Below are 13797 nucleotides of genomic sequence, written 5' to 3' on the forward strand. Positions count from 1 at the left end.
AATAGAAGTAATCGAAAACGAAAGAAGGAATTAACTATGTTAAAAAAACAATCTGTTGTAATTGCTGGTGGAGGTAGTACTTATACGGCGGGCATTGTGATGATGTTAATTGAAAATCAAGATAAATTTCCACTTAGAAAGCTAAAGTTTTATGACAATGATGAGCAGAGACAAAAAATAGTTGCGGATGCTTGCGAGGTGATTGTCAGAGAGCGGGCGCCAGAAATCGAATTTTCAGCTACCACTGATCCAGAGGAAGCTTTTACTGATGTTGATTTTGTCATGGCACATATTCGCGTCGGTGGCTTACCGATGAGAGAAAAGGATGAGAAGATTCCTTTAAAATATGGAGTTGTAGGGCAAGAAACCTGTGGACCTGGTGGGGTGGCTTATGCGATGCGTTCAATTCCAGGAGTGATTGAGCTGGTTGATTATATGGAAAAGTATTCCCCAGATGCTTGGATGCTTAATTATTCAAATCCAGCCTCTATAGTGGCTGAGGCAGCTCGTGTCTTACGCCCAGATGCTAAGATTATCAACATTTGTGATATGCCGGTTGCGATTAAAAAATCGATTGCTGATATTATGGGACTGGCCCATGAAAATGAGATTGTTGAGCGTTATTATGGTTTAAATCACTTTGGTTGGTGGACAGAAATGACTGACCGTAAAGGCAATGATTTATTACCGAAATTGAAAGAACATGTTGCTAAATGGGGCTATAGCGCAGCGGGGGATGATTTGAATAATCCTTTATTAGCCGAAGCTAGCTGGATGGATACATTCCAAAAAGCTAAGGATATTTACGCAGTGGACCCTGAAACAGTGCCAAATACTTATTTGAAATACTATTTGTATCCTGATTATGTAGTGGCTCATTCTGACCCTACATACACGCGAGCAAATGAGGTTATGGATCACCGTGAAAAGAATGTTTTTGCGGAATGTCAGCGAATTGCTGAGGCAGGAACGGCGAAAGACACGACTATTGAGGCAGGAGAACATGCTGAATTTGTGGTTCAATTGGCAGGAGCGCTTGCGTATAATACGTATGAGAGAATGCTATTGATTGTTCCTAATAATGGGGCAATAGTGAATATTGATGCTGAAGCGATGGTTGAGGTTCCTTGTATTGTCAGTAAAAGAGGCTATGAGCCTTTAGCGATGGGGAAAATTCCTCAATTCCAAAAAGGGATGATTGAGCAGCAAGTCTCTGTAGAAAAATTAGTTGTGCAAGCTTATCTTGAAAAATCGTATCAGAAATTATGGCAAGCATTAACATTGTCCAAGATTGTTCCAAGTGCAAGTGTGGCTAAGGATATCTTAGATGAGTTGATCGAAGCGAACAAAGAGTATTGGCCAGAATTAGTTTAAACAGCTAGGAAAAATGATGGGTTTATGATATAAAGAAGCTAATGGGTTGTTTCTCATTAGCTTTTTTTATTGTGAGAAATGATTCAAATCAAAAGAATTGACGTGAAAAAAATGACCTTTAATGAGCTCTTGCATCAAAATTTTGATCAGTTAAGTGAAACAGATTTAGCTATAAGTAAGTTTGTGATGGAAAATGATAATAGAATTGGCGATATGAGTGTCACAACATTTGCTAAGCAAAGCCTGTCTTCTAAATCATCTGTCATTCGTTTTTCGCAGAAATTAGGTTTTACTGGGTATAGTGAGATGAAGAATTACTTAAAGTGGGAGACCTCTTCTCATTCATTAACAGAGCCAGCTTCTTCTTTTTTTAAGCAAACATTGAAGGATGTTGAAGAAACCTTAACCTACATTCGTGAAGCGGATTGGACGGCAATCTACCAAGTGATTGAGAAAAGTTCGCGAATTTTTGTTATTTCTACAGGCGTGACCCAACAAAATCAAGCAGCTGAGCTACAAAGGATGTTTCTTTTAATCGGCAAACCTGTTCAAGTGATTCCCGGTAGCGCTGATTCTGTTGAATTTAAACGGATCGTCGAACAGCTTAAAGAATCGGATGTGATCTTTTTATTGTCTCTTTCAGGGGAAAATAGAAGCCTCGAAGGGATTTTGACTATCTTAAAAATTAGGCAAGCAGAGATTATCTCTATCACCAATTTTAAAAGTAATTGGTTATCTGGACAAGCGACCTACAATTTGTATGCTTCTAGTAGTAGAAGTCCAATTCCACAGGATTGGTGGCTACAAAGTGCCTCTAGTTTCTTTACCCTAGTTGAAGCATTTGCTTTTGGGTTTATTGATTATCAGAGAATAAAAGGCGATTGATTGATCTTAAATATAGATAAATAATTAGCTTAAAAAATGGTAGAGGGTAAGAAGACTATGCTTGTCTTTCATTTTAAATAAGGTTCATTAAAAAATAGGTATTGGGGAAATAATAGGGAAAAGAGGGCGAAAAATGAAAATGACAGCGAAAGATAATGTCTGGCAATTTTTTTGTGACAATCATACAATGGCACGTGATAGTTGTTTTACAACGAGTGAAATAGGTGACAAATTGGGGTTGAGCCGTTCTGTTATTAGTTTATACCTTAATCAACTTTATCAAGAAAACAAATTAATAAAAAAAATTGGCAAGCCAGTTCTATGGTCGGTTAATCCAGAAATAATGCCAGTGATTGAGAAACGTTTGAAGGATAGTGACCCCTTTGAGCGTTTTATCGGTAGTTATGGCAGTCAGGAAAAGGCAGTAGAAAAATGTAAAGCTGCTGTGCTGTATCCACCGAAAGGATTAAACATCCTGATTACTGGAGAAAGTGGTGTGGGAAAGAGTTTCTTTGCGTCATTGATTTATGATTATGCAAAAAAAGAACAGGTGATACCGTCTGATGCTCCGTATTATGTACTCAATTGTGCGGACTATGCGAATAATATTGAACTTTTGTCATCGACTCTGTTTGGTCATGTGGAAGGCGCGTTTACTGGCGCTATATCTGAAAATACCGGGCTATTAAAAGCGGCAGATGGCGGATTTCTATTTTTAGATGAGGTTCATCGATTATCACCAGAAAATCAGGAAAAATTATTCTCTTTTATGGATACTGGACAATTTAGACCTATTGGTGAAAATGTTAAAAATGTTAAATCGACTGTTCGTTTAATTTTTGCAACAACTGAAAACCCGACAACAGTGCTACTAAATACGTTCAGGAGAAGAATACCTATTTCTGTTTATTTAACTCGTTTTGATGAGCGACCTTTGTATGAGAGAATCCAACTGGTTCAGCACATTTTTTCAGAAGAGGCCCAAAAAATTCAGAAAGAAATCATCATTAATGCGGATGTTTTAAATATTTTGTGTTTTCATCAGCTTGCAGGGAATATTGGTCAGCTGGAAAACAATATTCAAGTTAGTTGTGCACGGGCATATCGAGGTCAGCCACATTCAGAAAAGATAACGGTTTCTTTAGTAGAAATGGAAACTCAAAAATTAGTTAGACCAATTTTAAATGATCGAAGAATTACTCGAGATTTAGTTGTTTCTGATTATCCTGAGAAAGAGGTAGCTGAATTTACTGGCCATATTAAGCAACTTCATAGTGAGATGGGAGAACTTTGGGAACAATTGTTACAAGAAGATAGTACACAAGCAATTGATTTTATGGCCTATATTTTAAAAATAAAGGAGTACGATGCCTACTATTTCTCAAACAGGAGTCCTACTTATGAAAATTATTTTGAGGAAATGATTGTGATTAGAGTAAGAGAGACGATGGAAGGAACTTTTGGTTTGTCTGATGGCGGACAGATTGCACAAATGGTGGGGCATTTTATGTTACTTGACGATGTAAGCCCATCAACATTGGCTAAGGTAAGACAGCTTTTATTTAAACAAAAACCGCGGGCCTATCGTGTTGCGAGTTTTATTGAAAAAGAGCTGACTAAGTATATCGGTAAAGGCGTAGAAAACAGTGGCTGTCTGTTGACCCTTTTACTGAGTCAAGTGGTTAATGAAGAGATTAAACTTCATGGCTTGATGATGGCACATGGTGCTGATACTGCAAGTAGTATTCAAAAGGTAGTTAATAAATTATGTGGCAACTACGTATTTGATGCTATTGATATGCCGATTGAAACAACAATGCAGGATATTATTGATGAAGTTATTAAATTGATTAGCGAATTTGATACGAAAGAAGGCTTTATTCTTTTAGTCGATATGGGTTCTCTTAATCAAATTTATTCTGAAATTAATCATTATCTCGAGGGTGATTTATTGGTGATTAATAATTTGACGACGTCAATTGGGTTAGACATTGGTCTCAAATTATTGGCTCATGCGCCATTTTCTGAAATTGCGACATCTTCCCAAGACTATCAAATAGATGCACGCTACTATGAGGGCTTTTCACAATCTCCGACCATCATTGTATCTTGTATGTCGGGCTTAGGGATATCAGAAAAAATTCAGGAAATATTGAGAAAATACTTATCAGAGGAAATTGAGATTTTAGTGTTAGATTTTTCTACTTTAAAGCAGTTAATTCTACACAATGACAAAGATTATTTTTCGAAAACGAAGTGCATATTGACAACGACTAATTTGACTCATGGCTTTGAAATTCCTTTTTTAAATATTTATGATATTTGGGATAAACAGGAGGAACAACATTTCTATCAAATTGTCTCTCCATGGATTGAGAAGAACGCCTTTGATCAGCTATTGACTGAATTTTTACATTTCTTTTCGATTGAGGGAGTGGGAGACCGTTTACAATTTTTAAATCCCAAAGTTGTGATTGAGCAAGTCGAAGATATTTTATCAAGTTATGAAACATACTTCAAATTGAATTTAGAAAGAAAAGTGAAGTTAAATTTGTACATGCATATGGCATTGTTAATCGAAAGATTACTAACAGATCGAGAATTTGATACCGAGTCCGTGGAAAGTATCTCCAAGGAGGAAGAAGATTTCCGCGTGATAACGAAACAATTTTTCAAGCAGGTCGAAGATATGTATAAAATAGAAATCAATGAGTATGAAATCAATTTATTGTTTGAATTGTTTAAATCCATTCATTAGTTGAAAGTGTTGAACCTGAAATTCAGGCTTCAACACTTTTTTTATTGCCTATAAAAGCTGTTACTATCAGCTTCTTAGGGAGGATTAAACTTGGCACGTAAGTTGCTTATATAAAAGTGAAGTAGCAATCAATTTGAAAGGAGAGTATGCACATGAAAAAAATTTTGTTAGCATCCCATGGAAAATTAGCAAGTGGTTTGAAAAACTCAATTGCTATTTTAACAGGTATGGAGAAGTCAATTGAAACGATTGATGCTTATGTGGATGAAACAGACTATACGGAACAAATTAAAGCGTTTATTGAGACATTATCAGGTACAGATGAGGTTTTCATTTTTACAGATATCTATGGTGGGAGCGTCAATCAAAAAGTATTATCTCTTATAGCAGAAAAGAGACTGCTTAATATTCGACAAATTACAGGCATGAATTTACCTATAGTCTTATCTGTTTTATTGGAAAACACACCAATTTCAGATGAGATGTTGACCCATTTAATAGCAGATAGTCAAGTTAAACTAGTGAGCGCACAAGCGATCAAAGAGACAGAGCAAGACTTTTTTAATTAGTGAGGAGGGGTTGTGTAATGATAAAAAATATTCTATTTGATTTGGATGGCACATTGTTAGACAGTAATCGGTTAATTAATGAATCCAATATGTATGCGTTGAATAAATATGGTGATTATCAGTATACAGAGGAGGAGGTGAAAAAATTTAATGGTGTGTCATTGATTGATGCTTATCGAGAGATTTATCCAGATAAGGCAGAAGAAATTAGGGTAGCTTACCGTGAGTTTAATGATAAGCATCATGATGAAATGGTCAGTCTTTTCCCTAATGTAGCAGATGTCTTGCAGAAATTAAAGGATCAAGGGATTACGATGGGGATTGTTTCAATGAAAAGGCGGGCACGAGTCGAGCATGGGTTGCAATTATTTGGATTAATTGATTTGTTTGATGTCGTGATCGGCGGTGATGATTGTGTTAGACATAAACCACACCAAGAGCCACTTGAATTGGCAATGAAGCATATCCATGCTGATTCCTCTAATACATTAATGGTTGGTGACAATTGGCAGGATATTGAAGCGGCCAACAATGCGAATATCCCAAGTGTTTTTGTTTCATGGTCGCAAAAAAATGTGACAGAGATTCAACCATACAAGCCACATTATATTATTGATAAGATGGAAGACTTGCTAGAAATTGTTGGAGAAAAGAAGGGAGTGTAGTAAATGATTGTACAGGTTCGAGTAGATGATCGTTTGATTCATGGACAAGTAGCGTTAGTTTGGACAAAAGAGTTGGATGCCTCGGCTATTTTAGTTGCGAACGATGAAGCGGCAAAAAATGAGGTCACTCAAATGACAATGAAAATGGCCGCTCCAACTGGGAAAAAATTACTTATTCGGAGTGTCGCCGATTCGATTGAAGTGTTAAATGACCCGCGTGGTAGCAGTATGAAAATATTTGTTATTACGAATTGTGTCAAGGATGCTTATGAGGTGGCTAGAAATGTGTTGGAAATTAAAGAAGTGAATGTAGCCAATGCAGGCAGATTTGATCAAACTGATAAGAGCCAAATTATTAGATTTAATTCGGCTGTCGCCCTTAATCCAGTTGAAATAGATTATTTGAAAAAATTGGATGAGTTAGCACATGTTGAGGTATTTTCTCAAGGCCTACCAAGTTCAAGCAAATTGACTATTCCCAAGCTGATCGATGGTAAGAGTTAATCGTAAAATTAGAAAGGAAGATGAGTCATGTTAAATGAAGCTTTGTTAGCGATGTTAGTCATTTTTATTTGCTACGGTGGTGCCTATTTAACTGGAAACAGTTATATTGATCGACCGATAGTTGTTGGGGCAGTTGCGGGATTATTTCTAGGTGACTTGCAGACTGGTTTAATTATTGGGGGAACGCTGGAAGCGGTCTTCATGGGAGCAATTAATGTTGGAGGGGTCATTTCATCTGAACCTGCAATTGCGACAGTACTAGCAGTCACCTTTGCAGTAGTGACAGATATTAGTCAGGAAGCATCTGTTACTTTGACGATACCGATTGGGATTTTAGCCGCATTTGTTTTATTAATATTAAAAAATGGTGTCATGATTATTTTTGCACCGATTTTGGATCGGTATGCAGCCGAAAATAATCAAAAAGGAATTACATTTATTCATTTCTTTTCTTGGTTTATCTACTATGGTATTTATGCATTAATGGCTTTTGTTGGTGTTTATGTCGGGTCATCGGCGATCGAAGCACTAGTTAAGCATATTCCAGAGGCTTTGATGGCAGGCTTAGAAACCGCTGGTGGCTTGTTACCTGCCGTCGGGTTTGCAACATTGATGAAGATGTTATGGGACAATAAATTAGCGATATTTTATTTAGTTGGCTTTATTTTGACAGTCTATTTAGAGTTACCGGCAGTTGCTGTCGCGTGTATTGGAATTGCCGTGGTTGTGGTGACCGCATTCCGCGACAAAGAAGTGTTAGATCTGGCGACTGTTAAGCAGTCAGTTGTAGCGAGCTCGTCTCATGCTGATTTAACTGAAGATGAGCAAGAAGAGGAGGACTTTTTCTCATGAAAATGACAGAAAATATCACAAAAGAAGAACGAAAAATGTTGAATTCAATGGCAATACGCTCATTCGCCTTACATGCTGATAGAATGGGGCCAACAAAGTTTCACGCTAGTGGGTTTGCTTTTTCGATGATGCCAGCTATTCGTCGCTTTTATAAAGACGATCAAGAGCAAGCAGAAGCGTTGGTACGCCATGTTTCATGGTTTAATTCAACGCCTCATGTAGAAAATTTGATTTTGGGAATTGCTGCTTCGATGGAGAAGGAGAGAAGTACGCGAGCTGATTTTGATGATCAATCAATTACAGCCGTTAAAGCCTCATTAATGGGCCCTTTAGCAGGGATTGGAGACACGTTCTTTCAAGGGATTTTAAGGGTAATAGCTGCAAGTATCGGGATCAGTTTATCGATGGAGGGTTCATTTTTAGGACCTATCCTCTTCCTATTAATTTATAATGTTCCAGCTGTTTTTCTTTCCTTTTATTTTACTTACGTGGGGTATAGTGTAGGCTCGACATTTATTGAACGAGTTTATTCTAATGGCGGGATGAAAATTTTGACTAAAGCAGCAAGTACGCTTGGCTTAATGATGATGGGGTGTATGACAGCCTCTAATGTAAAATTTAAGACGGCCCTTTCGCTGACTATTGGCGAGGCCGATCCAATAATGATTCAAGACTATTTAGATCAACTGTTTAAAGGGCTTGTTCCATTATTAATTACTGTTACGTGTCTGTATTTACTTCGGAAACGTATCAATATAAATTGGATTATGTTAGGAATTTTTGTTTTGTCAATCGTTTTTGGGTTATTAGGAATTGTTTAAAAGGAGAGAAAATGATGAAAAAATATACATTGGATGACTTAGCTAGACTAGTCGATCACACTAATTTGAAAACCGCTGTAACACGAAACGATTTAAGCTTACTATGTGATGAGGCAAAACGCTATCACTTTAAAATGGTGGCAATTAATCAAGTACAGACGAAATTTTGTCAGTCAGAACTAAAAGGAACGGATATTCATGTCGGGGCAGCAATTGCTTTTCCACTAGGGCAAACGACAATTGAAGCAAAGGAGCAAGAGACATTAGATGCTATTAGAAATGGCGCTGACGAAATTGACTATGTAATCAATTTGACCGAAGTAAAAGAAGCTAACTATAAGTATATCGAAAAGGAAATGTTAGCAGTTGTGACGATTTGTAAAAAATATAAAGTGATCTCTAAAGTAATTTTTGAAACCTGCTACTTAACAAAGGAAGAAATTAGAAACGTAGCGGAAGTGGCTAAAAAAGTTCAACCTGATTTTGTTAAAACGTCTACTGGTTTTGGTAGTGCTGGAGCAACAGTGGAGGATGTGGCGTTGATGAAAGAGGTTGTTGGAGAGTCTATAAAAGTTAAGGCAGCTGGTGGGATTCGCGATGTCGAGACCTTTTTAGCCATGATTGCTGCAGGAGCAGAACGAATTGGTACAAGTTCTGGCATGTTAATATTAGATAGTCTAGCTACTAAATTTAAAGAAGAGGGGCTTGAATATATAGAAATATGAGCCAAATTAACTAATTAGAGAAGGAGCTATTTAGATGGAAAAACTTTTATGCCCATCGATGATGTGTGCAGATTTTGATACATTAGCTGCAGAGGTAGAAAAGCTGACACTTAGTGGGGTTGATAGTTTTCACGTTGATATTATGGATGGCCAATTTGTCCCTAACTTTGGGATGGGGATTCAAGATTTACAAACGATCAGGGCGCATACTGATAAACTAATTGATGTGCACTTAATGATTGATAAGCCGTCTGATTATGTGGAGCTGTTTGCAAAATGTGGAGCCGATATTATTTATGTTCATTCAGAGGCTGAAACTAATTCTTTGAGAACTTTAGAAAAAATTAGCAGTCTAGGGAAAAAGGCGGGACTTGCAGTTAATCCTGATACTTCTTACGAGAGTGTCAAAGAACTATTACCGATGGTCGATTATGTTTTAATTATGACGGTTAACCCAGGATTTGCGGGACAAAAGTATGTAGAGCATGTTGATAAGAAGATCCCAATGTTTATTCAAAGTGCTGAAGAAAATAATTATCAGGTATTAGTTGATGGTGCTATCTCTAGAGAAAGGATAGCGACTCTGTTTCAGCTAGGTGTTAAGGGATTTATCTTAGGAACCTCCGCATTATTTAAAGGGGAAATGGAATATTCAGAGGTGATCCAGCAGATTCGACAATTATAATGAGACACTTGTTTAAGGAGTGACTCGAGCATTCAAGTTTACATTGATGAAATAGGTCGTCAGCCCAAGGGCTTGACGCCTATTTTTTTTCTCAAAATAAAGACCGCTTACATTGTTGCCAAGTCATGTGGCAATAATCTCTACTGATATATTATTTCTAACGACTATATAATAAACTTAATCGGAGGTGATGACATGAAAGAACGGACGATTCAAATTATCAAATATTTCATAAGTAACCAAGAGCCGATTACCTTTGAGAGGCTTTCAGATGAGTTTCGCGTGAGCACTAGGACGTTGAGAAATGAAGTGACTGAAATTAATGAGTTTTTAGCCCAAAGTCAGTTTGAGCTAATAAGAAATAAACGTGGACAAGGGTTGAAGTTAGCTGTTGATGTCGGGCAACAACAGGCCTTATTAACGGTAATTGAAGGCTTGTCAGAGTCCGTTTATTTTACGCCAGAAGAACGATTGTTTGATTTAATTTTGGACATAGGACTTGGACAACAGCCGACCTTGCTGTATGAAAAAGAGGCGGAGTATCAAGTGTCTAAAAGTACCTTGGATGAGGATATGCGCCGCCTACGCCAGCAATTAAAACAATACACCATCGATGTTGTGAGCGTCCCAAAGCTAGGAATTTTGTTAAGTGGCGTTGAGCGAACGGTTCGCACGATGCTTTATGACATAGTGGTGACGGTGATTGGTGTTGTTGAGTATCAGCTAGATGAAGTGGACGAGAGTCTGCTAGAAAAAATATTATTTACTTACATTCCTAGAGCGACTTTTTATCGCTTAGATGAAATCTATGATCAAGTGATTTCTGCTAAAGAAGAAAATGTTTACCGCAAGCAGATACTGTTGTTTACAGCAATTTGGTTGAGTCGTGTTAGCTTAGGAAATACGATTGCTAAGACACTATCGGATCATTCTTTTGATAAAGAATCAGAAATTGTAACCTTTGTTGACCGAGTGATGTCAGCATTTGGCTTAGAATGTTCCCTTAATGAGAGGATTTATGTGGCTTTTATTCTAGAAAGTTTTAATAAAAAGGATATGACTAATTCAATTGAGTGGGTTCAAGCTCAATTATTGACGATACAGCTTATCCAACATGTGGAAAAGGAAACCAAGATCCCCTTTAGTCGTCGAGAAGAATTATTATATGAAGGGTTGTACAAACATTTGACAGGATTACTGCACCGAATGAAGGCTAATTTTCAAGTGGCCAACCCCTTGAGAACGAATATTGAGCAGAACTATCCTGAAATTTATCAATCGATTGTTCGTTTCGTACCAGCGATTGAAGAAGTAGCTAAGAATAGGATCACCAAAGATGAAATTGCGTTTCTGACTATTTACTTTTCGACCTCGGAGAGTCGGATTAATCAGGAATTGGAGTATATCTTTAAAACGGCAGTCGTGTGTAATTATGGTACTGCAACGGCCCATTTGTTGGCAGAGAACTTAAAGGAATTATTCAATATCGAGGTTATTGCCATTTTGAGTTCGCGAGAGCTTGAGGTGCTGAAAAAGATTGACGTTGATTTACTGTTCTCGACAGTCCGCATAGAACAACCCATCTTACCTACCTTGTTACTGAATCCGATTTTACGCGAACAGGATAAAATGCGGATCAAACAGTTTTTAATTGAACATCAACAATTGCGACGAGTGATTAATGAGCCGCGGAATGGCACGAGTTTATTATTTTCACTGTTGAGCATTATTGAGTTAAGTGGTGGGACAGTCACACAGGATATTTATCAAAAAGTCGAACAAACCTTTATGAATCATCAACTTAAAATTAATCAAGAGGAGATACAGCCCATGCTAGAAGATGTACTAAATGAATCAGGAATCCTTTTAAATGTACCATCAGCCAGTTGGCAGGAAGCTATTGAGGATGTAGCTAAACCACTGGTTACTTCGCAGGTTATTGAACCGCGATACGTGACAGCGATGATCGAGTCACTAAAGGAATTTGGCCCCTATATTGTCATAGGTAAAAACTTGGCTTTGGCCCATGCGAGACCAGAGGATGGGGTAAATAAATTAGGAATTAGCGTGCTGACCTTGGCTGAGCCGATTAGCTTTGGTCATGAGGTGAATGATCCAGTTAAAATTATTTTTTGCTTAGCAGCCGTTGATAGTTATTCGCACTTGAATATCATGAAAAACTTGGTGGCTCTAATTCATGATGAAGCCAAAATAGAACGGTTGACAAAAGCAACTAATAAACAAGCATTTCAAGATATTCTCTATGAGAAATAAAGGAGGGCATTTGGATAGCGTTAGATAGGATGATAAAAAAATCAAAGGAAGAAGAGGGAGTAGAATGGAAAAAATAACTATTTTATTTGTGTGTGGTGCTGGGTTAGGAAGCAGTTTTGCGGCTCAAATGTCAACGGAGGATGTGCTAACCAAATTGGGCGTGGAAGCTAAGTTGGATCATACAGACATCTCGTCTGCAGTTTCAATGAAGGCAGATTTAATTATTACGGCCGAAAATTTTCGATCTCAATTTGAAAAGTATGCCATTGACGACTCGCAAACAACGATAATGTATTTGCGAAATATTGTATCGAAAGCTGAAATTGAAGAAAAAATTACACCTATTTTAAAGGAAAAAGGACTTATCTAAAAAAAATATAAAGGAGCATGAAGATGGGAATTGTAAATTTTATTATTGATAATATTTTGACAGAAGCGTCTATTACCATTAGTTTAATTGCTTTACTGGGTTTGTCATTGCAGAAAAAATCCTTTGGTCAGATTATTTCGGGGACATTTAAAACGATGCTAGGGTTTCAAGTTCTTAGTGCAGGTTCAGGAATTATCGTTGGGAGTTTAATTTATTTTGGTCAGATTTTTACAGAAGGCTTTGCGATGCAGGGGATCATTCCGTCGATTGAGGCAATTAATGGACAAGCGATGAATGAGCTTGGTTTGGGAAGTGATATTGCTCTTACCTTCTTGGCAATCTTTGCTTTTAATATCTTGATTGCCCGCTTTACTAAGTGGAAATATATCTTTTTAACAGGTCAAGCAATTCTATGGATGGCGACGATGACGACCGTTTTTGGTTATTTTGCTGGACTTAGAGGTGCTGTATTAATACTTGTAGGTGGCTTAGTCGGAGGGATTTTTGCTGTTGCGATGCCGGCGATTGCTCAGCCGATTATTAGAAAAGTGACAGGCTCAAATGATATAGCACTAGGTCATTTTTGTACGATTGGTTACTTGTTTGAAGCAGGGGTTGCTTATATTTTTGGTGAAAAAGGGGATAAGAAAAAATCAATTGAGGACATTAAGTTGCCAAAAGCCTTTGAATTTTTACAAGATACCTACTTGTCCTTGATGGTTGTAATGGTGCCATTATTTGTGATTACAGCGGCTTTTGCTGGTTCAGAATTTGGAACAACCCTTTCAGGCTCACAAAACTATTTGATGTTTGCTTTTATTCAGTCGATTCAATTTGTTGTTGGGGTTTATGTCTTGTTATCTGGGGTTCGCTTATTACTAGGTGAAATCGTGCCAGCTTTCAGAGGGATTGCCATGAAAATTGTTCCTAATGCGATTCCAGCTTTAGATTGTCCTGTCTTTTTCCCGTATAGTCCTAATGCAGTTATTTTAGGCTTTATTACAACAACAATCGGTTCGGTGATTGCCATGTTTGTTCTGCCAAATTTTGGATTGGCGATGATCTTGCCAGGAATGTTGACAAATTTCTTCGCTGGTGGGACTGCAGGTATTTTTGGGAATCAAGTGGGGGGCGACGAGGTGCCATTATTGGGGGGATTGCTCATGGGTTCTTTATTACCCTGCTACCAGCACTTCTTGTCACGATCTTTAATAGTATGGGCTTTATCAATGCCACCGCAACAGATGTTGACACTGTAATGGCTGCGTTACTTTATGCATGGATTCTTAGCCCCATCTTAAAGGCTATCTAACGA

Annotated in this window: 12 protein-coding genes and 1 pseudogene; all 13 read left to right on the forward strand. The window is 37.6% G+C overall.

What is annotated here, in order from left to right:
- Positions 1-36 precede the first annotated feature (36 nt).
- Positions 37-1374, forward strand: coding sequence for a 6-phospho-alpha-glucosidase (locus tag AC5KOD_RS16465; protein ID WP_496915670.1), 1338 nt, complete (start codon positions 37-39; stop codon positions 1372-1374).
- A 78-nt stretch (positions 1375-1452) separates the two neighbouring features.
- Complete coding sequence (locus tag AC5KOD_RS16470) at positions 1453-2259, forward strand: MurR/RpiR family transcriptional regulator (protein WP_496915671.1); 807 nt, start codon at positions 1453-1455, stop codon at positions 2257-2259.
- A gap of 133 nt (positions 2260-2392) precedes the next feature.
- Positions 2393-5017, forward strand: a complete 2625-nt coding sequence (locus tag AC5KOD_RS16475; RefSeq protein ID WP_496915672.1) for a sigma 54-interacting transcriptional regulator — start codon at positions 2393-2395, stop codon at positions 5015-5017.
- A 152-nt stretch (positions 5018-5169) separates the two neighbouring features.
- The gene (locus AC5KOD_RS16480) at positions 5170-5586 is read left to right on the forward strand and encodes a PTS sugar transporter subunit IIA (RefSeq protein ID WP_496915673.1); all 417 of its coding nucleotides are present in this window, start codon (positions 5170-5172) and stop codon (positions 5584-5586) included.
- 17 nt (positions 5587-5603) lie between these two features.
- Entirely contained in the window at positions 5604-6251 is a 648-nt protein-coding gene (ppaX, locus tag AC5KOD_RS16485; RefSeq protein ID WP_496915674.1) for a pyrophosphatase PpaX, read from the forward strand.
- A 3-nt stretch (positions 6252-6254) separates the two neighbouring features.
- On the forward strand, positions 6255-6755 hold the full coding sequence (locus tag AC5KOD_RS16490) for a PTS sugar transporter subunit IIB (protein WP_496915675.1): 501 nt from the start codon (positions 6255-6257) through the stop codon (positions 6753-6755).
- Positions 6756-6782: 27 nt separating this feature from the next.
- On the forward strand, positions 6783-7607 hold the full coding sequence (locus tag AC5KOD_RS16495) for a PTS mannose/fructose/sorbose/N-acetylgalactosamine transporter subunit IIC (RefSeq protein ID WP_496915676.1): 825 nt from the start codon (positions 6783-6785) through the stop codon (positions 7605-7607).
- Complete coding sequence (locus tag AC5KOD_RS16500) at positions 7604-8428, forward strand: PTS system mannose/fructose/sorbose family transporter subunit IID (RefSeq protein WP_496915677.1); 825 nt, start codon at positions 7604-7606, stop codon at positions 8426-8428. Before AC5KOD_RS16495 ends, AC5KOD_RS16500 begins: the two co-directional genes overlap by 4 nt.
- Before the next feature lie 14 nt (positions 8429-8442).
- Entirely contained in the window at positions 8443-9153 is a 711-nt protein-coding gene (gene deoC / locus AC5KOD_RS16505) for a deoxyribose-phosphate aldolase (protein WP_496915678.1), read from the forward strand.
- A gap of 34 nt (positions 9154-9187) precedes the next feature.
- Positions 9188-9838, forward strand: coding sequence for a ribulose-phosphate 3-epimerase (gene rpe, locus AC5KOD_RS16510; RefSeq protein ID WP_496915679.1), 651 nt, complete (start codon positions 9188-9190; stop codon positions 9836-9838).
- 195 nt (positions 9839-10033) lie between these two features.
- Positions 10034-12112 carry a BglG family transcription antiterminator gene (locus tag AC5KOD_RS16515; protein ID WP_496915680.1) on the forward strand — a complete coding sequence of 693 codons (2079 nt, stop codon included), beginning with the start codon at positions 10034-10036 and terminating at the stop codon, positions 12110-12112.
- 64 nt (positions 12113-12176) lie between these two features.
- The gene (locus AC5KOD_RS16520; protein ID WP_496915681.1) at positions 12177-12482 is read left to right on the forward strand and encodes a PTS sugar transporter subunit IIB; all 306 of its coding nucleotides are present in this window, start codon (positions 12177-12179) and stop codon (positions 12480-12482) included.
- Between the two features lie 23 nt (positions 12483-12505).
- Positions 12506-13794 (forward strand): annotated as a pseudogene (locus tag AC5KOD_RS16525) (PTS sugar transporter subunit IIC).
- The last annotated feature ends 3 nt before the right edge of the window (positions 13795-13797 follow it).

The sequence above is a fragment of the Vagococcus sp. WN80Y genome (assembly GCF_059621045.1).